Source organism: Peribacillus deserti (genome assembly GCF_002863585.1).
In the GTDB taxonomy this organism is placed as follows: Bacteria; Bacillota; Bacilli; order Bacillales; family DSM-1321; genus Paraperibacillus; species Paraperibacillus deserti_A.
In genome coordinates this window covers 1-22,095 of record NZ_PGUY01000086.1, presented here as the reverse complement: position 1 = coordinate 22,095, position 22,095 = coordinate 1, and the positions used below count along the sequence as shown (strand labels likewise).

At 41.7% G+C, this 22,095-nt stretch carries 11 protein-coding genes and 1 pseudogene; 11 read left to right on the top strand and 1 reads right to left on the bottom strand.

The features are described 5' to 3' along the window. Positions 1-196: 196 nt before the first annotated feature. The 7 genes and pseudogenes from CUU66_RS22680 (at position 197) to CUU66_RS22650 (ending at position 12,938) form a co-directional block, all read left to right on the top strand. Positions 197-2,128, top strand: a pseudogene (locus CUU66_RS22680) (endonuclease MutS2). Between the two features lie 227 nt (positions 2,129-2,355). Beyond that, on the top strand, positions 2,356-3,975 hold the full coding sequence (locus CUU66_RS22675) for a GGDEF domain-containing response regulator (protein WP_101645675.1): 1,620 nt from the start codon (positions 2,356-2,358) through the stop codon (positions 3,973-3,975). Further along, on the top strand, positions 3,976-5,043 hold the full coding sequence (locus tag CUU66_RS22670; protein ID WP_101645674.1) for a HEAT repeat domain-containing protein: 1,068 nt from the start codon (positions 3,976-3,978) through the stop codon (positions 5,041-5,043). It begins immediately after the preceding gene. A 37-nt stretch (positions 5,044-5,080) separates the two neighbouring features. Beyond that, the gene (locus CUU66_RS22665; RefSeq protein WP_257968112.1) at positions 5,081-6,433 is read left to right on the top strand and encodes a glycosyltransferase family 2 protein; all 1,353 of its coding nucleotides are present in this window, start codon (positions 5,081-5,083) and stop codon (positions 6,431-6,433) included. Beyond that, on the top strand, positions 6,430-9,651 hold the full coding sequence (locus tag CUU66_RS22660) for a hypothetical protein (protein WP_101645673.1): 3,222 nt from the start codon (positions 6,430-6,432) through the stop codon (positions 9,649-9,651). The genes CUU66_RS22665 and CUU66_RS22660 overlap by 4 nt, the downstream gene beginning before the upstream one ends. A gap of 61 nt (positions 9,652-9,712) precedes the next feature. After that, positions 9,713-10,081 (top strand): response regulator transcription factor, encoded by a 369-nt coding sequence (locus CUU66_RS22655; protein ID WP_101645672.1) that lies wholly within the window; start codon positions 9,713-9,715, stop codon positions 10,079-10,081. Further along, complete coding sequence (locus CUU66_RS22650) at positions 10,071-12,938, top strand: ATP-binding protein (protein ID WP_101645671.1); 2,868 nt, start codon at positions 10,071-10,073, stop codon at positions 12,936-12,938. Before CUU66_RS22655 ends, CUU66_RS22650 begins: the two co-directional genes overlap by 11 nt. Positions 12,939-12,997: 59 nt before the next feature. Here CUU66_RS22650 and CUU66_RS22645 read toward each other — a convergent pair whose 3' ends face one another. Continuing rightward, positions 12,998-14,167: an alanyl-tRNA editing protein gene (locus CUU66_RS22645; protein WP_101645670.1), complete on the bottom strand. Its 1,170-nt coding sequence runs from the start codon at positions 14,165-14,167 to the stop codon at positions 12,998-13,000. 1,255 nt (positions 14,168-15,422) lie between these two features. On the opposite strand from CUU66_RS22645, the gene CUU66_RS22640 reads away from it, so the two are divergent. The 4 genes from CUU66_RS22640 (at position 15,423) to CUU66_RS22625 (ending at position 21,883) form a co-directional block, all read left to right on the top strand. Next, positions 15,423-16,472, top strand: a complete 1,050-nt coding sequence (locus CUU66_RS22640) for a M42 family metallopeptidase (protein WP_101645669.1) — start codon at positions 15,423-15,425, stop codon at positions 16,470-16,472. Between the two features lie 942 nt (positions 16,473-17,414). Next, entirely contained in the window at positions 17,415-19,043 is a 1,629-nt protein-coding gene (gene metG, locus CUU66_RS22635; protein WP_101645668.1) for a methionine--tRNA ligase, read from the top strand. A 157-nt stretch (positions 19,044-19,200) separates the two neighbouring features. Beyond that, complete coding sequence (locus CUU66_RS22630) at positions 19,201-20,280, top strand: NAD(P)H-dependent flavin oxidoreductase (RefSeq protein ID WP_101645667.1); 1,080 nt, start codon at positions 19,201-19,203, stop codon at positions 20,278-20,280. 715 nt (positions 20,281-20,995) lie between these two features. Further along, entirely contained in the window at positions 20,996-21,883 is an 888-nt protein-coding gene (locus tag CUU66_RS22625) for a CvfB family protein (RefSeq protein WP_101645666.1), read from the top strand. The last annotated feature ends 212 nt before the right edge of the window (positions 21,884-22,095 follow it).

The following is a 22,095-nucleotide window of genomic DNA, read 5'->3' as shown; positions in this document are numbered from 1 at the left end:
TTCTTTATCGGGTCTGAACAAGGCGCTTCCGCTTTTCTATCAGGTGAGACCCCGCAGGCGAAGCCGAGGAGGCTCACCGCCCGCCCCTAAGGTCCGCGAGCATTCTCACGTTCCAATCAACCTCTTATATATTAGCAACAAAAATTGTGAAAACAGCCTATTTTTAAAACCAAATTGAAATCAGGAGAGTGCCGTTTTGAATCGAAAAACATTTACTCATTTAGGATTTGTCCAAATGAAAGAAGAAATTTCCCGCTATGCGATGACAGAAAGGGGTAAAGAACAGATCATAGGCAGCATGCCGTCCATGAATAAAAAGCAAATAGAATCTTGGCTTGAAGAAATTACAGAAGCAGTTTCGATCCTTGAAAAAAGCTCCAGTGTGCCTATTAGCTCCATGGGAGGAATGAACCGTTTATTAGAGGGGATCAATAAAGGAATAGCTTTGCGCGAAGATTAGTTGATGAAGCTGCTTGAGTTCCTGGAATCGTGTGTAAAATTAAAACGTTTTATGAAAGATAAGGAAACTTTTGCGCCTAGAGTAGCCTCTTATGCACAGGCTATTGAGGAGATTCCTGATCTAACGGCTGAGATATACCGCTGTATCCGGAATAACAGAGTTGATGATCATGCCAGTAAAGAGTTGACGAAAATCCGAAGAAACATAACCTCACAGGTGGATAGGCTTAAAGATAAAATAGCTTCAATCATTAAATCAACCAAGTATAAGACCTATTTACAAGACCAGATCCTTAGTGAAAGACACGGCAGATATGTGGTCTCGGTAAAAAAAGAATATAAAGGAAAAATCAAGGGAACGGTCCTGGATACTTCAGCGTCTGGCTCGACTATATTCGTAGAACCAGAAGAGATCTATTATCTGCAGGAAGAGCTGAATTTCATGAAGGTTCAGGAAGAAAGTGAAATCGAGAAAATATTAAGCTACCTGACCGGGCTAGTGGAAGCACGGGAAACAGAGCTCAGGCTCGCTGCTGAAACCATGATTGTGTACGATGTGATTTTTGCCAAAGCGAAACACAGCAGACACATCTCTGCTAACGAAGTATTGGTGAATGAACATCACATAATAGACCTTAAAGAAGCCAGGCACCCTCTGCTTGGGGAGAACGCTGTACCTTTAAATCTTACTCTTGGATATGAGCATAGTGTCCTTGTGATCACAGGTCCAAATACGGGAGGAAAAACAGTAACGCTGAAGACAGCCGGCCTTCTTCAATTAATGGTACAGAGCGGATTCCATATCCCGGCAGCACCAGACAGCTCGATAGGGATTTTCCAAAAAATCTTAATTGATATTGGGGACGGGCAAAGCATTGAACATAACCTCAGCACCTTCAGTTCGCATATTAAGAATGTAATTGAAATATTAAAAGAAGCGAATAATTCAAGTCTTGTCTTAATGGACGAACTAGGCTCAGGGACTGATCCGGGTGAGGGTATGGGACTTGCAGTGATGATCTTGGATCAGCTTGGGCAAAAAGGCTGTAAAGTGATAGCAACGACGCATTACAGTGAAATCAAGGAATTTGCCGACCAGCAGGATGGCTTTATCAATGGGTCCATGGATTTTGATTTAGAGACATTAAAGCCGACATATCGGTTGATCATCGGCAAAGGCGGGGAAAGCCAGGCATTCACGATAGCTCTGAAATTGGGAATGCACCCTAAGCTTATTGAAAGAGCGCATAAAATTACATATAAGGAAGAAAAACGGTACACTGAACACCAGGCAGACTATCCGCTTAGAAAAGATTGGGAGAAACAGATATCCATCAACAACTATCCTAAAACGAAAAAGAAGGTGCCTGTAGAAAAGGGAATTCCTATCCTTTCACGTGGAGATAATGTGGTGGTCTCTTCAACTGGAGAGCATGGAATCATATATGAAGGACCGGATGCTCTTGGAAATTATGTGATTCAAGTAAAAGGGGAAAAAAGAAGTGAGAATCACAAACGGCTTAAGCTGTATATTAAGGCGGCAGATCTATACCCCGACGATTACGATTTCAGTATTATTTTTGATTCGAAAGAAGACCGAAGAACAAGTAAAATACTTCAAAAAAAACATGTGGAGGGATTAGTGATCCGCAAAGAAAAAAGTGAATGAAATTTGTCTAAGTATGAGGATTCCTGCCTAAATTTCATCGAATGTCTGTTATTTAATTGAATAATGCCTAAAAAAAACATATACTTTTCCTTGACTAGAAAAATATGCAAATTGGCGCTTTTTAATGCATAACGGAATTCCGATTACTAAATAAGAGCAGCAAAGTTGTCCGATTTATTGGCTCCTGCTGCTTTTTTTTACTCCAAAAAACAAAAGAGGGTCTTTCAATGAATCTTGAAAAATATAAAACGATTTTATTTGGAAATATTAAAACACAATTAACTAAATGGTTGGAAAGCGAAGAACCAGATACTGTGCCTGCTGAGGATCTGCTCAGATTCCTTCACTCAATAAAAGGAACAGCAGGAACTCTACAGCTGGATGGCCTGGCCTCTCTTGCTGAAGAAATGATGCTGGCTGCAGAAGAGAGAACGTTACCTTGGAACAAGAAAGAGCTCAGCGATTTCTTATATACACTCATTGGATTAAGTTATGAGTATGAGCATTTTAATGCTCTTGAAATTAAAACGGAAAAAAACAGAGATGAAAATCTCCCGCTTATTTACATTATTGAAGATGATATTTCCATGCTCATGCTGCTTAAAGATACCCTTGAGAGCCACGGCTATATGGTCCTGGCAAATACGGATGCTGCTAACACGGCAGCAAGGTTCTTGGAAGCAAACCCAGATTGTATCATTCTGAATGTTAATCTTCCGGGAAAAACAGGCTTTCAAGTCCTGGATGAGATTAAGGAACATATTGCATTCCAATTTGTACCAATAATCATGCTGAGCAGTGAAAATAATAAAGAAGCTAGAATCGCTGCATTCAATGGGGGTGTGGACGATTTTATTGCCAAGCCCATTGAACTGGATGAATTTATAGCCAAAATTGACCGGCATATCAAACGAAAAAAGTTAGTCGATCAATTTGTGTTGATTGATGAGCTTACCCAGGTTTACAACCGGCGCTATCTTAATAATGTATTAACACAATTCGTCAGTGATTTTCATAGAACTCAGTCTCCTTTCACAGTGGCTATGATTGACCTAGATCATTTTAAAGAAGTAAATGATTCATATGGCCATTTAACAGGTGACAGAGTTTTAATTGAGTTTGCTCATTTTATCAGAAGTAATATTAGAGGTTCCGATGTTATCTGCAGATATGGAGGAGAAGAGTTCATTATCCTTTTTCCGAATACAAATGAAAAGGGTGCGATGCTAAAGCTCGAGCGCCTGCTTGAGATATTTCGGAATATGGTCTTTCAATATGAAGACAACTCCTTTTCGCTCACTTTTTCCGCAGGATTATATTCGGTGACACATAGTGGGATCCTTCCTGAAGCAATCATTCAAGCCGCAGATGAAGCCCTGTACCATGCCAAGAGTACCGGAAGAGCGAGGGTGGAGTCTGCCCGTCCGGCACAGGTTGAAATTCCAAAGGAAAAAATGCTGGTTTCGATTATCGATGATGATGCCATCATTCGAACTATTTTAGTGAAATTATTGGAAAATACCGTCTTTAACCAGTTTTCGCTGGATATAAAACCCTTTGAAGATGGGTTATCATTTTTGAATTCAGACCGTTTGAAGGAAAAGGGCCGCCACTTTTTAATACTGGACGGAATCATGCCCATCATGGACGGCCTTGAAGTGCTCCAGAAGGTCAGGAAATCTGAAGTAAGAGGCCCTTTAACGGTGCTTATGCTCACAGGGCGGAAAAGTGAGAAGGATATATCAACAGCTTTGAAGCTGGGTGCCGATGACTATGTGACAAAACCCTTTAGTATCACTGAACTTCAGGCAAGGATTGAGAGACTGATAAAAAGGATGGAAAAGTAAATGTTTAAAAACGAGATCTATCTGCTGGCTGCTGCCACAGCCCTTATTGTGATCATCCTCTCCTTGATGCTGATTTATCTTGTTTACAGGAAAACCTTTGAAATTAAGACGAGAGCTCAAATTGAACAAATGAAGAAGGAATTAGAGCCCAAGCTATTAACCTATGTAATGGAGCAAAAATGGGCTTCGGCATTACGGGTTGATTCAAAGGTGAAAAAAAGAGCACTTGAAGAGCTGTTAAGCAGTCTTGCGTCAGTGCTTCAGGGGGAGGAACTCACGAGGAATGTAGCACGTATCGCTGACCACCAGTTATCTGGCTATTATAAAACTGAACTGAAAAGCAGGCTGTGGAGCACACGGATGAATGCGTTGTTCCATATTGATATCTTTTCCATTTCCAGTCTAGAAAAAGATATTTTAGTATTATTGCATAGTCGAAGACCGTCTGCTGAGGAAAGGCATCATTGTTATAGAATATTAGCCTCTTTTAACTATCACGGGCTTATAGAACTTATTTCGAATGATCCTGATGGGGTCTCGGAGTTTGAATACCGGCACATCCTTTACAGAATAAACAGAAATCAATATGATCAAATGGTTTTATCTTTTTATAAGTTCAATGATGCGCTGAAATATGCCATCTTGGATTGCATAGGGATGCAAAAGCGTCTCGAATATACCCCATTTTTAGAGAGCGTAGCCGAACATACAAGCGGAGAGTGCAAAATCAGGGCATTAAAGGCATTGATCAGCGTTGGGCATGTGAAGGATGTCAATAAGTATCTTATACTTTCCAAGTCCAGGGAATGGCAGGAAAGGATGCTCGCAGCTAAGATGTTTGGAGTTGTCAGAGATAAAAGCCTTATACAGACCTTGGTGGAATTAATGCATGATCAAAGCTGGTGGGTAAGATTTCAGGCAGGCAGTTCTATTAGAAAGTACCCGGATGGAGAAAAAACACTGCTATCCATTTATCAAAATGATTCAGATCCATACGCCCGGGATATGGCATGGGAATGGGTCAATGAAGGAGATGGCTATACATTTGACAACAACGGTTTGGTCTGACATTGCCTTTGCCTTCGGGATATTTATCACATGTTATATGGTGCTGGTTATTAGTTTTTACACCATCATTTTACTCATTTCCATGATCCAGCTTAGAAAAGAATACAATCTGGATACGGATCTTGCATACGAGGAATATTTACATGAAAACTTTACAAAGCCTGTTTCTATCATTGTTCCTGCTTACAATGAAGAAGCCGGGATCATCCCAAGCGTCCGGTCTCTGTTAACTATCAACTACCCAGAATTCGAAGTGATAGTGGTGAATGATGGATCAAAGGATCATACACTTAATAAGATGATTTCCGAATATGAAATGAAAGAGATAAAAAAAGCGCTCCGGGTTCAGGTGGAAACAAGCCCTATTAGAGCCATTTACCAATCAGAGCTATTGCCGCATCTCTACTTGATAGATAAGGAAAATGGCGGTAAAGCGGATGCATTGAATGCAGGTTTGAATTTTTCCAGCTTTCCATATTTCTGTTCTTTAGATGGGGACTCAATCCTTGAGAGAGATGCTTTCACCAAAGTCATGAAGCCGATCATCGACTCAAATGAAGAGGTGATTGCATCAGGTGGAAGCATTAGAATAGCAAATGGCTGTGATATTCAAAGCGGGAGAATATTGAAGGTCGGCCTTGCAAATAGTCCGCTTGTCATCATGCAGACTATTGAGTATCTTCGTGCGTTCTTAATGGGCCGAATCGGCTTGAGCAAACATAATCTTTTATTGATTATTTCAGGCGCATTTGGTGTCTTTTCAAAATACTGGGTGCTTGAAGCAGGGGGGTATAAACGAGACACGGTTGGAGAAGATATGGAGCTTGTAGTGAGGCTGCATCGCATACTGAAAGAAAAAGGGCTGAAGAAGAAAATTGTATATGTTCCGGACCCGGTTTGCTGGACTGAGGTTCCGGAGGATATCAAATATTTAAGGAGACAGAGAAGCCGCTGGCACAGAGGATTGTTTGAAAGTCTCTGGAACCATAGAAAAATGATATTTAACACAAAGTATGGATCTATCGGTTTTATCTCTTTTCCTTACTTTTGGATTGTCGAATTTTTTGGGCCGATTGTTGAGTTATCAGGATATATATATATGATTCTAGCCATTTTTTTGGGTGGTGTATACCTCGAATTCGCCATCATCATTTTTTTGCTTTCCTGTCTCTATGGCTCTGTTTTTTCCATGGCTTCCGTGCTGTTAGAAGAGTGGAGTTTAAGAAAATACCCGAAAGTATCGGACATATGGAAGTTATTTCTGTATTCACTGACCGAAACATTATGGTACCGTCCCCTTACTGTTTTTTGGAGGTTTGAAGGCATCATTCAAATTATACGGGGCGACGTGAGCTGGGGAGAGATGAAAAGAAAAGGAGTATCTAAATGAGAAGCATATCCAAACATCAAGTCCTCTTTCTGGTATATATCGTACTATTTCTCCTTGTAATCACAAGCCCTTTTTGGCTTTGGCAGCTAAAAAAAACAAAGCCCTTAGATGTTTTGGTCATAGATAAGACTGTCTCCGAAAAATCGTACAGAGAACATCGGGGTTTAATGTGGTTACTGAATAATGAAAAATATGTAATGAATGACAAATCATATAATTATGCAAAAGATTACAGCGGATTTAAACCAGGTGACGGCGAATATAAAGTAAGTCCGCTGCCGGAGAACCTTGATGATTATGACTTGATTTATCTGGCTGACCAATATGGCGTGTATGAGGATGAATTTTATACGAATCAATCAAAAAAAGGAAACAGCTTGTTATATGGAGGACTTACCGATAAGGAAATCAGCCGGCTGGAAGAAGCTCTTTTGGGTAAGAAGAAGACTCTGATTGCAGAATTTAATACATTTGCAAGTCCGACGGATGAACAGGCGAGAGAGAGGATGGCTAACCTCCTTGGTCTGGAATGGTCTGGATGGATAGGCAGATATTTCAACGATTTAGAGGCCGATGAAGTTCCCTTGTGGGTTAAACGAAATTATAAAGAACAGACAGGCCGGAAATGGACTAAAAAAGGAAAAGGTTTTCTCTATGTTCATTCAGACGGAAAAATTCTGGTACTGGATGAAAAGGCCATCACATCGGATAACGGCCTGTCTTTTTCATTGACAAATAAAGGCAGGAGCTTAACAGGGAAAAATGTTAAGTCAAGGTATGGATACTGGTTTGATGTAGTCCAGGCAAAACCGGGAACATCGGTGCTTGCCGCATATAAGCTCCCTGTAACCTCCAGCGCCAGGAAGATGCTAAGCGCCTATAACTTACCAGTAGAGTTTCCAGCCATACTTCATCAAGAAAATGCAAAATATAACTCGTACTATTTTGCTGGGGACTTTGCGGACGAAAAAGAAATTCCAGAAATCTATCAGACCAGGGGAGTCACAGCCTGGAAGGAACATTTTGGGGCGAGGCACTCTTTTTATTGGAATGCGTATGTTCCGATCATGAAGGAAGTGCTGGATAAAGGGCTTAAAAAGACGGTAAAACAGCAGAAGGCTGAAGTTGCTTCAGAAAATGGACTGGAATATAACTCCAAAACTGGGGCTGCGAATATTCAGATTATGAAGAATGGCAAGTGGGAAAATCTTCTCATTAAGGGCGTCAATATGGGGATCGCTAAACCAGGCTACTTTCCTGGAGAAACTGCTATATCAAAACAAGAGTATTTCCGCTGGTTTGAACAAATCGCACAGATGAATGCAAATGCGATAAGGGTGTATACATTGCATCCACCTGCATTTTACGAGGCTTTTTACGAGTATAACCAGCGTGCAAAAAAACCGCTCTACCTTCTTCATGGTGTTTGGATCGAGGAAGAAAAGCTCGTCAAAACAAAAAATATGTTTGCAGGCGGACAGCCGGAAGAATTTAAAGAAAATATCAAACAAATCATTGACGCTGTTCATGGCTCTGCAGATATTCCGAAAAGGACAGGCCATGCTTCAGGTACCTACAAGTGGGATATTTCTCCGTATATTCTCGGGTATATTCTCGGGATAGAATGGGATCCGGAAGCAGTCCATGAAACAAACCAGAAGAATAAAGACATTCCTCAATTTAAGGGGAAATATTTCAGCACAAAACAAGGTAATCCTTTTGAAATCTGGATGTCCCAGATGATGGATTTTACTGCCACCTATGAACAGGACCGATATAATTGGCAGCATTCTATGAGTTTTACAAATTGGGTTACTACTGATTTGCTTACACATCCTTCAGAGCCTTCTGAAAACGAGGACCTGGTGTCTGCAGACCCAAATCATATAGTAAAAGAAACTGGTTTTAAGGCGGGGATGTTTGCCTCCTACCATATCTACCCGTACTACCCTGATTTCTTGAATTATGAGGATAAGTACGTCAATTATAAAGACGAGCAGGGCAGAAAAAATAATTATGAAGGCTATCTGCAAGATTTGATCAAACATCATACACTGCCAGTATTAGTTGCTGAATTTGGAGTACCGGGATCCCGCGGGTTAACACACAAAAATATTCACGGAATGGACCAGGGGAATCACTCGGAACAGGAGCAGGGTAAATGGGATCAAATGTTATTCCGCTCCATTGTAAACACTGGATATGCCGGCGGGCTGGTCTTTACCTGGCAGGACGAGTGGTTTAAAAGAACCTGGAATACAATGGATTATGATAATCCGGATAGAAGGCCCTTCTGGAATAATGTACAGACAAATGAACAGCATTTTGGTCTGCTAAGCTTTGATCCTGGGAAGGAAGGCGAGTCTGTTTACGTAGATGGTGATCCCTCTGACTGGTACAGGCTGAAAGACAAAGCCACGATAGTAGAGCCACAAAAGGGGGATATCAAACAGATCCGAATTCATTCTGATGAAGGGTATATCTACATGAGAGCAGACTTTAAGCAGCCTCTCAAGCTAGACTCTAAGAACCTTTATTTTTTATTCGATACAATCGAGGGGCAAGGCAAGAAAAAGATTGATTTGGGTGAGGATACATTACATTCCTTGACGGGTGTCGACTTTTTAGCTGAGATAAAGGGGAAAGAGGATTCACATCTCCTAATCGACAGTTATTATGATTCATTTTATTTCCAATATGCACATTTGCTTAATATGATTCCAAAAGCTTCTTATGCAAATAAGAAGAACAATGAAATTTTCCATCCAATCCGATTGGCGCTTAACAAGTCTCTGACCATACCCGATAAAAAACTAAGAGTGCCGTTTCAATCCTATGAAACCGGTAAACTTACATTCGGAAACAGCAATCCAGAATCGAAGAAGTTCAACTCACTGGCTGATATTAACGTAAGCAGCGATCGTAGAATGGCAGAGCTGAGAATACCATGGGCACTGTTAAACATAAAAGACCCAAGTTCAAAGGAAGCAATGGCTGATCTTTGGACAGGAGGGTTAACAGCTTCCAAGCAGATCAAAGGCATCCATCTAAACGTATTTACGACAGATAAAAAAGGAAAGCTCTTAGGTGACATGACTCCTGAAGACATAGCGGGTTCCTTTATCCCTTACAGCTGGGAGAATTGGGAATTTCCTGCTTACCATGAAAGACTTAAAGAATCGTATTACATGATGAAGAAAGCATATTCTGATAAATAACGAAACGTTGGCTGCCCCTATGTATGCAGCTGGCAGTGCGTATAGACAGGAGAGATAACTTGTGAAACGAATTTTGCTTGCAGAAGACGAAGAAGTGCTGCGGATGCTGATTGTTGATACACTTGAGGACGAAGATTTTATTGTGGATGAGGCTGCTGACGGAGGGGAGGCCGTTCAATTATTCAAGGAAAATCAATACGATCTGATTATCCTTGATTATATGATGCCTATCTACACAGGCTTGGAAGTAATCAGGCAAATTAGAAGCAGCCAGGAAAACAGTGCTGTAAAAATATTAATGCTCTCCGCCAAAAGCCAGCAGTCTGAACAGGACATGATCATACAGGCAGGAGCCGATTATTTCATGGCCAAGCCCTTCAGTCCTATGAAACTGTTAGAAAAAATCGAGGAAATTCTGGATGAACGTTAATTCGTATTATAAAAAAAGCTTATCCAGGCAATTTGGGGTGTCCATGGCCGGGTTCATTATATTTTTTATCTTAGGGTCAGGCCTTCTGCTCTATTTCCAGCAGAGCTTAAATAAATCCTTTAAGGAGGACCGTAAGAAAATTGTCCATTTAGAGGGGATTTCGGATAAAATAAGCGGCTCCTTCAACAGTGCTTTTTTTGATGTGAGAGGATATCTGGCATTAAATAATGAGGTTTTGTTAAGGAATGCAGAAGCACGCGAGAGTGAAATTATCAGCTCTGTAAGAAAGCTGGAGAATGCTGCTTTCACACGTTCCGATAAAGAAATGGCAGAGGAAGTTAGAGAATTTGACTCGTATTATTTTCAAGAGACACTTCCAAAAGTCATCAAAGATGTCAATGAAGGCCATAAAGATCGAGTTATAGAATTGGCTGCGAATGAAAGCACTAAAAAAGTGAATGATTTTCAGGAAAGGCTGGACGGTTATAATCAAGAACTAAACGAACGTTTAGATAAAAGAGTGAATCAATTAACAAAAGATCAGACCGCTTTACAAATTTGGTTTCTATTTTTCATATTATTTGCCCTGCTCACGCTATATATCATTATTAGAACGATGTTCAGCCGGGTCGGAAAGCCTCTGGCTGCTCTTGCCGCAGCATCTAATGAAATCGCACTTGGCAAAGAGGCGGTGCTTCCAAAAGAGAATCGCGAAGATGAAATTGGTTCGCTCAGCTCGGCTTTCCGGAAGATGGTGAGTTCTCTGCAGGAAAAAGAAAAGGATCTACTGGCACAAAATGAAGAATTATCAGCCCATCAGGATGAACTGCACTCACAGCAGGATGAATTACAGCATGCCTTAAGAATTTTAAGGGAAAATGAGTTAAATCTCAATCGACGAAACGAACTTATTAACCAAATTTCAAATTCCCTGCATAAGCAGGAAGTACTGGACAGCATCGTAAAAAGCATGTCGGAGCTCCTCCCAGCAGATAAAGGGCTGATTACACTAGTGGATGAGGATGCCTTTGCTTCATTTGGTGTCTCTGTATCTGGCGTTCAACAGTTCAGGAACCACATAAAAAGTGGTCTAAATGTCCGTCTTCTAGAGACCAAAAAGGCCTTCACTATTAAAAGAGAGCAAGAAACAGCTGAAAAAGGATTTCATGAAGGAATATCTTATTGCTATGATCTTTACCTTCCAGTCTTATCTTCCAGACAAAAAACGGTAGCGATCATGATTTTCAGCCGGTACGGAAATCCTTTTCCTGACAGCCAGCTCTTTGAATATGAAGCCCTGGCCAAGCAGATTGGAATATCTCTGGAAAAAATCGAATTATACGAAAAATCGGAGGAAGACCGAAAACTTAACCAAGATATTATAAATTCTGTCCATGAAGGAATTCAGCTGCTGGATTCGGCCGGGACCATTGTCCAGATTAACAAACAGCTTTGCGACCGTTTCTTTTCTGGCAAAGACGCGGCAGGATTAACCTGGGAAGAATGGATCGCTCTTATGAGCCCATTCATTGTGAACAAACATGAATTTAGTGATTTTATTCTAAATTCCATTCAGTGTCAGAAACAGGAAGATAACGAGGAAAATTCGCTGGTATATTCAGTTACCGACAGTAATCAGGTACTTAAGGTGTACTGTGAGAATGTCTTTCATGGAAAAGAGAAAGTGGGCACTGTACTCGTTCATAGAGATATTACCCGAGAGTTTGAAGTCGACCAAATGAAATCCGAATTTGTAAGCACCGTAAGTCATGAACTTAGAACTCCATTAGCAAGTGTCCTTGGTTTCACGGAGTTAATGCTCACTAAAAAATTAAAGCCGGAAAGACAGAAAAAATATTTGACTACTATTCTGAACGAAGCCAAGAGACTGACAGACCTCATAAATGATTTCCTGGATGTTCAGCGGATGGAATCTGGAAAGCAATCCTATGAGAAAGCATATGCAGAATTAGACTTAATCATTGAGAGAGCAGTTGAAAAACAGCAGATTAGTGCTGTTACTCATAAAATCGTCCTGAACCTTGACTCGAAGGAGAACTTTATCTGGTGTGACCAGGCGAAATTGGAACAGGTATTTACCAATTTAATCAGTAATGCAATTAAATACAGTCCCGAGGGCGAACGAGTCGAGATAAAGGTGTATCAGGAAGATGGATTCGTTAAGGCGGATGTTATAGATTTTGGGCTCGGAATTCCTGAAGAATCAATCGATAAACTCTTTCAAAAATTTTACAGAGTGGATAATAGTGATCGAAGGAAAATAGGCGGTACTGGACTCGGACTTGCAATCGTCCAAGAAATTGTGAAGGCGCATGAGGGAGATATTACTGTTTCATCCCTGTATGGAAAAGGAAGTACGTTTACGGTATCACTTCCACTCGTCAGCATAAAAAAGGGGTACGAAGAAGATGTCCCGGAAAAAGTGCCGGCAGCGGAACAATACAGGGTTATGCTGATTGAGGACGATAGTTCCTTAGCGGAATTGCTCAAAGAAGAGCTGTCTGAGCATGGATTTTCGGTAACCTGGTTCAGTAAAGGTCAGGAGGCGATGACAGTCTTAAAGACAGATGTTCCGGATGCAATTGTTCTGGATATCATGCTTGAGAAGGATTCGATCGATGGCTGGACAATAATTGAAAAAATAAAGGAAGATGAAAAATTAAAAGAGGTACCGATCTTTATTTCAACAGCCCTTGACGAAAAGAAAAGAGGTATTTCCCTTGGTGCAAAAGAATTTCTTGTAAAACCTTATAAACTAAGCCAATTATCCAGCACCATTATGCAGACTCTGATCAAAAAAGGAAAAACTGGCCAAATACATGTGAATAAAGATTGATTTTTAATAGCCCCGTACCGGATGCAAATACGCACAATGCTGAGTACGGGGCTTTACTTTTATCTGTAGAGAGCTTCTTTCAACAAATTAATGAACAGAGTCATATCTGAAGAAGAAGGAAAAGCTGCCTGGGCCTGGACATCACTTCCTCCGCCTTTCCCTTTGAAGTCCTGGAGATGCTCTTTAAACCATTTTCCGCACGAAAAGTGTAAGGACGAAGGTACAACCGTAATCAGCCTTGATTCATCTGTGTTGTATAAAAGGACGGGCATTCCTGATTTTTCTGCAAGTATCCTCCCCATGCTTTGCATTTCCTTTATATTGAATTCACATGGAAGTTCAATGCATGGACCGCTTTGTTCAGAAATAATTTTTTCTGCTGTAAAAAGTAGATTCTCGTACTTTACATTGTCTAATTCTTTCTGCAAGGCCGCCATATCAGCTTCCAAATTATCCACTTTTTCTAAAACGTCTTTGGAGCTTGTACTAAATTTTGCCGCAAGGCTTGATATTTGGGAGTGAATATCCTGGAAATAGGTTAGAGCACGGATACCGCACATAAAATGCAGACGCGTTTTGCCACGCTGTTTTTCAGTTTTAATGATCTTTAAGCTTCCGATTTGAGCCGTACTTTCTACATGAGTCCCGCAGCAGGCAGAAACGTCGATTCCTGAGATATCGACAATCCGAATATCCTCTGTAACCTTTGGAAGCTTTCTTAAAGGAAGCTTGGTCAGTTCTGATTGAGTCACATGGAACGTATTGATTTTTCGATTTTCCCAAATGTATTGATTCACTCGATGTTCAATCTGCCTAAGCTCATCGGTATGTAACTCATTAATATCCAGGTCTATGGTTACTGTTTCTTTCCCAAGATGAAAGCTGATTGTTGCTGCATCAAAAAGCTCAATGCAAACAGCAGATAATAAGTGCTGTCCAGAATGATGCTGAGTATGGTCGAGCCGCCGTTCCTGATCAAGTCTGCAGGTTACTTCCTTCAACTCTAGGGGATACTTAACCTTATGCAGAATGTCGCTGCCCGCTTCAATAACATCGATCACCTCTATATCATCAATAAACCCGTGATCGGCAGGCTGGCCGCCGCCTTCGGGATAAAAGGCTGTTTCTTGAAGTGTAACTAAATAATAATCATCTTTTGCCCTCATTGATGTAACCATGGTTGACCATTCAGAAAGACCGGGTTCACTATAAAATAATTTTTGTGTCATGTTTTCAATCCCTTTCCCGCGAAAAATCCTATTAAAAGTATACCATTTTAACAAAGCAGCAGCACGACCGCAGGCTGCCCCTATTGTAATTTTGGAAGGCTGTTTTTTGCAAACTTTGTTGTTATTGAACAAGGGGGTTGATTGGAACGTGAGGATGCTCGCTTTCCGCGGGGCGGGCGTCGAGCCTCCTCGGCTCCGCCTGCGGGGTCTCGTCTGTCCCGCTGCTCCCGCACAGAAAAGCGGAAAGCGGTGCCTGTCCAACATATAAATATTAAAAGATCAGTGTTAATCCCAATAGATCTAAAGTTGCAAAAAAAGTGGCAGGCAGAGACCCGATAAAGAAGACTTGCTGATTGGCGAACGACAGTGAAGACAGAAGCTTAGTCGCACTTACCACGCTCGAACGCCACGTCCTGTGGCCACGCCTGGCTCGCACATCCTGTGCTTCGTGCGTCAGCCAAGCATAAGACGAGCCGGCTGTGGGGAGTGCTTTTCTCTCCATAGACGGATTGGCTTATGACTCGAGGGTCTCAGCTTGTAGCTGGATCAAGGAGTCTCGCACCTTACGTTCCAATCAACCTGTTTACAATAGGGTAGGTTCACAGAACTTATTAAAAAACAATCATCTTTTAGAAAGGCTTTTTTCGCAAACATTGTTGTTATTGAACAAGGCGGGTGATTGGAACGTGAGGATGCTCGCTTTCCGCGGGGCGGGCGCCCGAGCCTCCTCGGCTCCGCCTGCGGGGTCTCGTCTGTCCCGCTGCTCCCGCACAGAAAAGCGGAAAGCGGTGCCTGTCCAACATATAAATATTAAAAGATCAGTGTTAATCCCAATAGATCTAAAGTTGCAAACAAAGTGGCAGGCAGAGACCCGATAAAGAAGACTTGCTGATTGGCGAACGAAAGTGAAGACAGAAGCTTAGTCGCACTTACCACGCTCGAACGCCACGTCCTGTGGCCACGCCTGGCTCGCACATCCTGTGCTTCGTGAGTCAGCCAAGCATAAGACGAGCCGGCTGTGGGGAGTGCTTTTCTCTCCATAGACGGATTGGCTTATGACTCGAGGGTCTCTGCTTGTAGCTGGATCAAGGAGTCTCGCACCTTACGTTCCAATCAACCTTTTACAATAGGGTAGGTTCACAGAACTTATTAAAAAAACAATAATCTTTTAGAAAAGAGCCTTTTGGAAAATGGTTTTTAATTTTCATAAAATATTATAAACTTAAAGTGACTACTTCTACAGGAGAGATATGTTATGAAAAACCTAGTAAATGAAGAACAAATTTTATCTTATATTAAAAACCTCGTATCAATTCCTTCACCATCGGGATATGCTCAGGATGCCATTTCGCATGCAGCTCAGTTTTTGGAAAGCATTGGAGTGGATTATAAAATAGCAAATAAAGGTGCCTTGATTGCTACGATAGAAGGACAGGATACAAGCAAACACAGACTATTGACAGCACATGTTGATACACTCGGGGCTATTGTAAAAGAAATCCATTCAAGCGGTCGATTAAAGCTTTCAAAAATAGGCGGGTTTCATTGGAATGCAGTGGAAGGCGAATACTGCAAAATACATACAGCAGAAGGAAAGATTTATACGGGTACTATTTTGATTCATCAGACTGCCGCTCATGTGTACAAAAATTCCGGTGATATTAAGCGCGATGAAGATTCAATTGAAATAAGAATTGATGAAGTTGTAAAATCCAAGGAAGAAACAGAAAAACTTGGAATCTCGGTTGGCGACTTTGTTACGTTTGAACCTAGAACAGAAATAACAGACAGTGGTTTTATTAAATCCAGACATCTGGATGATAAAGCAAGTGTCGGCATTCTACTGCATATTATGCAATTAGTTAAAGAAAATAGCCTTTCACTTCCTTACACCACCCATTTTCTTATTTCCAACAACGAAGAAATTGGGTATGGCGGCAATTCAAATATTACTCCTGAAACGGTGGAATATCTGGCAGTGGACATGGGGGCAATCGGGGATGGCCAGGCAACTGACGAATTTACAGTATCCATCTGCGTAAAAGACTCAAGCGGACCATATCATTATCGATTACGCCAGCATTTGGTGGAGCTGGCTAAAAAGAACAATATCGAATATAAACTTGATATTTACCCGTTTTATAGTTCGGATGCTTCTGCTGCCATTTCAGCCGGACATGACATCGTACACGGATTGATTGGGCCAGGAATTGATGCCTCTCATGCATTTGAACGGACACACGTATCATCTCTAAAGCATACTGCCAACCTAGTCCTAACATATATTCAATCAGATTTGGCTTAAATGTCTTTACAATAGAAAATAACACCTTATAATAAAGGTAATATATGACAGGCGATGACGAGAAAAGTAAGATATGGATCGACTTTTAACAGAGAGCTTCGGCAGCTGAAAAGAAGCAAAGGAGAACATATCCGAAAATGGCCTCTGAGCCTCACTTCGAAGCCGGATTTTTTCGGCAGTAGGCTGTGACGAGATTAGACACTCGTTATAAATGTCTGAGTATACAAGCTTACATTCAAGCTTCGTACTTTCAGAGTCCGGTCGATGTGAGTCGCCGGAGAATTAAGGTGGTAACGCGGATAACCTCCCGCCCTTAGACAGTAATGTCTTTGGGCGGGAGGTTTTTTTATTTTAGGCTGTTTTCGCAAACTTTATTGTTATTGAACATGGGGGTTGATTGGAACGTGAGGATGCTCGCTTTCCGCGGGGCGGGCGCCCGAGCCTCCTCGGCTTCGCCTGTGGGGTCTCACCTGATCGAAAATCGGAGGACGGTGCTTTTCAAGAAAGGATCCATCAAAAAGCTGAATGATAATCTTTTTTACTAGAGGCAAAACGCTAAAAGAAAAGCACACACCTGATAAAGAAGACTTGCTGATTGGCAAGCGATAGCGAAGACAGAAGCTTAGTCGCCCTTACCACGCTCGTAACGCCACGTCCTGTGGCCGCGCCTGGCTCGCACATCCTGTGCTTCGTACGTTAGCCCGACATAAGACTAGCGGCAGTAAAAGGCCGATTTTTCCTTTTAATGGCGATTGGCTAGACCCGCGGTGTCAGTCCGGAGCTGGACAATACCCGCTGCTCCCGCAGGAGTCTCGCACCTTACGTTCCAATCAACCTGTTTAACAATAGGATAGGTTCACCGAACTATTAAAAACAACAATCTTTTAGAAAAGAGCCTTATTTTATTAGGGCTTTGTTATAGGTAAAAAGGAGGAAACAATAATGAATATTTTTATTGGCGGTGCATGGCCATATGCAAATGGATCCCTTCATATAGGTCACATTGCAAGTTTGCTGCCGGGTGACATCCTGGCGCGATATTTTCGAATAAAGGGAGAAAATGTTTTATATGTGTCAGGAAGTGATTGCCATGGAACACCTATCATGATCAGGGCTGCTGAAGAAGGAACATCTCCACGCCAGGCAGCTGAAAAATTTCATTTGGAGTTTAAGAAGACCTTTGATGAACTTGGATTTACCTATGATTTATATACGAGGACAGATGATCCGTTCCATCATCAAGAAGTACAAAAAATATTCATGGAGCTGCTTGAAAAGAACCTCCTTTATAGAAGAAACGACGAACAGGTATTTTGCGAGATTTGCAGACGCTTCCTGCCAGACAGATACGTAGAAGGACACTGTCCACAATGCGGCCATGCTGCACGAGGTGATCAATGCGACAACTGCTCCGCCCTATTACATGCGGAGGAACTGGAGAATTTGCGCTGCAAATTGTGCGGAAACAGCCCGGTTTTAAAGGAGACCGAACATTTTTACCTGGCGTTATCCCGATATCAAGAGATAATCTCCAGTTATGTCCATTTTTCTCGAAACAATAGCCTTTGGCGTGACAACGCAATAGGGTTAACTTCCCGATATCTGTCTGAGGGCTTGTCAGACAGAGCCGCGACCAGAGATTTGGAGCTGGGTGTAGAGGTACCGGTTGATGGATTTCAGGGCAAGAAAATCTATGTTTGGATCGAAGCGGTTGCCGGTTATCTAACCGCCAGTAAAAAATGGGCAGCACTCACCGGGGGAAAATGGGAGGCTTTTTGGAAAGATAGTGTTGAAGCGTATTATGTACACGGCAAAGATAATATCCCGTTTCATACAATCATTTGGCCGGCCATTTTAGAAGGATTAGGGTTTCATTTACCAGATCGCATCATCTCCAGTGAATATCTTACATTGGAAAAAAAGAAGATTTCCACAAGCAGAAATTATGCAATATGGGCGGCGGATTTATTATCGAGATATGATCCGGATTCCATCAGATATTTTCTTACGATCAATGGTCCTGAGAAAAGAGATGCTGATTTTTCCTGGCGTGAATTTATTCACAGTCATAATAGCGAGCTCCTTGGTGCTTATGGAAATCTCGTGAATAGGACATTTAAATTTATTGAAAAATCCTTTGGAGGGGAAATAGAAGGCCGTTTTACTGATACCAGGTTAAAATCGAAAATCTCGCTGCTATATCAGGAAACAGGTGAAAAAATCAAGAACGGTGAATTCAAGAGTGCACTTGAAAGTATTTTTGCGCTGGTAAGGGAGGCCAACAAAAGATTCGACGAACAGAAGCCATGGCTAACCGTTAGGAACGAACAGAAAAAGAGCAAAGAGACATTGTATGAATCAGCTGTTATTATTGCAAATTTAGCAAATTTATTAGAACCTTTCCTGCCCTTTTCTTCGAAAAAAGTGAGGGAAAGTTTATCCATAGCTGAACCCTGCTGGCACTGGATTGAACCTCATGAGTTCCGGCTTTCTGAAACTAACCCTTTGTTTGAAAGAATAGACCTTGATAAAATAGATGAAGAAATAAAGAGATTAGAAAATTTGAAATAGTATAATAGACTGGCTGTTTCGTGGCACTGAATGCATTGTAGTGCAGTATGCTGGTTCTGGCGGCTGAGATATGTTCTGAATCACGATTGCTGCCGAATATGGCGCCGGACCAGCAAGCAATCTAATTTCTACCAAAAGAAAGGGCAGGTGACTTGAAATGAATATTAAAACTCCTCTTTGCGATTTACTTGGCATAAAGTTTCCTATTCTTCAGGCAGGGATGGCTGGAGGGCCGGCAACACCTGAAATGGCAGCAGCGGTTTCCGAAGCTGGCGGGCTCGGTTCCCTTGGTGCGGCGTATATGAAGCCTGATGAAATCAGAGAAGCTATAAGGAAAATTAAATCCCGCACCTCCAAGCCTTTTGGGGTTAATTTATTTTGTACGGATTTTACAAATAAACGGCATAATGCAGAAGAAGTTAACAGCGTCTTAAATTCCTTCAGAAAACAGCTGAAAATACCAGAAATACATCATGATCCTAAGATCATTGATTTATTTGAAGAACAATTTAAAGTGGTAATTGAAGAGGAAGTACCCATCATAAGCACGGCATTCGGCATCCTTTCAGAAGAAAAGATGGCAGCTGTCCATAGAAATGGAAGAAAAGTGATTGCGATGGTGACCACTGTGAATGAAGCCTGTATCGCTGAACAAGCTGGGGTGGATGTCCTTGTAGCACAAGGGAGCGATGCCGGCGGCCATAGGAGTACATTTGATATACAAGATCATCCGAATGGTGCATGCATTGGTACCTTTTCTTTGGTTCCGCAGATAGCCGATCGAGTAGGGATTCCTATTGCTGCTGCCGGAGGAATTATGGATGGCAGGGGTTTGGCTGCCGCACTTTCCCTTGGGGCGCAGGGTATACAAATGGGAACTGCCTTTCTTTGCTGCAGGGAAAGCGGAGCGCATCCGGCATATCAGCAGGCATTATTAAACAGCACCGATGAAAGTACGATCATTACAAAAAGCTTTTCCGGCCGGCCTGCCAGAGGTATTCGAAATACATTTATCGACGAGTTTGAGAGGAGCGGCATAGATCCGCTGCCATTTCCTTCCCAAAACACGTTAACTGGGGATATAAGAAAAGAAGCCGCCCGCCAGAACAACTCCGAATACATGGCATTATGGTCAGGTCAGGCTGCAAGACTGATAAGGGATCAAATGGGGGCTGGAGAACTCATCCTAAAAACAGTGGAAGAAGCAGAAGAAGTGTTGGGAAGTTTGTGGAGATAAACAGGTGTATCAGCAAATTTGAATATGGTGACTATACATTAGATTTGAAAAGTGGTAGATTAAAGAGCAGTGCTTTCTAGCATGGCAAAGTTTCTATTGCCTTTATGCTCTGCGGCGTACTTTGCTGGCCAGGAGGTATAGTTATTGAATATTTACGACATACTGCCTAATAAAATGGAGCCTTAGCATGTTCATTAGAACCTTCCGTTCTGTCAGTCCGTTTTATGCTCAGTATTAAATGAATGTGCACGAACAACAGGGTTTGGTTTGGCTCGTTTACTGGGTTAGAGATCTTTATGGCTTTGCACAATTATAGTGTTAAATGCTGTTAATACTTCCTTATCCCAAGCAAAGATTTTGCAGAAGTATTTCTTCACTCCTTATTTATACATAAGTTTCATCTAAGTGAAGAATTGCGATTTTGATTTACGAGGCTTACTTAAATTTTATGGGGATAAAGTTTAACTTTGAGGTAATTAGGATGAGTATATATAAGGACAGGGAAAACCGAAGTTAAGGGGAGATCGGTGAGTATAAACTCATGCCTCGCCTTAGATAGCATCTGGATTTAGTGAATTCCGCCTGATAAAGAGCTGTTAGATCATCTCTATATCCGGGCTCATATCACTTGAAGAAGGAAGCATACATTTTAAATAGCTTATTAGATACAACTACTAGACATTGTATAATGTTCAGTTTTAGGAGGTTTTTATAAATGGAATATTTAGAAGCCGGGACAGTTGTGAACCTTAGGGTTGACAGAGAAGCAAGGGCTGAGAATGCAGAAGAGGCTTTTGGTTATTTCTTGACCAACGAAGAAGATGAAAGTGTATTGCTGCATAAAACGGAGATACATGGTGAAGTGGAAATAGGCGGGGAAGTAGACGTATTCTTATATCAGGATAAGTCAGGCAGGCTGGCTGCTACCATGACGATTCCGGAAATCCAGATTGGAAAATATGCATGGGCGCCAGTTGTGGAAATCAGACATGACTTGGGTGCATTCGTGGATATTGGAATTTCAAAGGATATCCTGGTCTCACTTGATGATTTGCCGCTGATTGAAAATCTTTGGCCGGAGCCGGGAGACCGATTGTATATTTCCTTGAAAACGGATAGCAGAGGCAGGCTCTTTGGTAAGCTTGCAACGGAAGATGTAATGGGCGGCATTGCAAATAAAGCATTATTTACTATGAATAATAAGGATATTAAAGGGACCGTATACCGTCTGCTTAAAGTTGGCAGCTTTATTATTACGGAAGAAGGGTACAGAGGATTTATCCACGAAAGTGAACGGAAGAGAGAACCCCGCCTTGGCCAAATGGTAGATGGAAGGGTCATTGAAGTTAAGGAAGACGGAAGCTTGAACATTTCCCTGCTTCCAAGGAAACAAGAAAAAATGGATGAGGATGCCGAGGTAATCTGGGAATATTTGATGTCGCGTAACGGCGCCATGCCGTTTAGCGATAAAAGCCGGCCGGAGGACATTCAGGCTAAATTCGGCTTGAGCAAGGCCTCTTTCAAACGAGCCCTTGGGAAGCTGATGAAAGAACAGAAAGTGTATCAGGAGGATGGCTGGACATATTCTTCCGACCGAAAATAAACAGTCACACCCAAGCTGAAAGCGAACAAAGCTTCCAGCTTTTTTAATATAAAAGCGGAGAACGGTGCTTTTCAAATTAAACAGATATAAAGCACAATGAATGAGAAATATATTGGGAGTCAGCGTTTATTGGAAAGCAGACATCCGATCGGCATAAGAAAAGCGGCAGCGAAAGGCCGCTTTTGCCTTTTGATGGCGATTGGCTTATGACC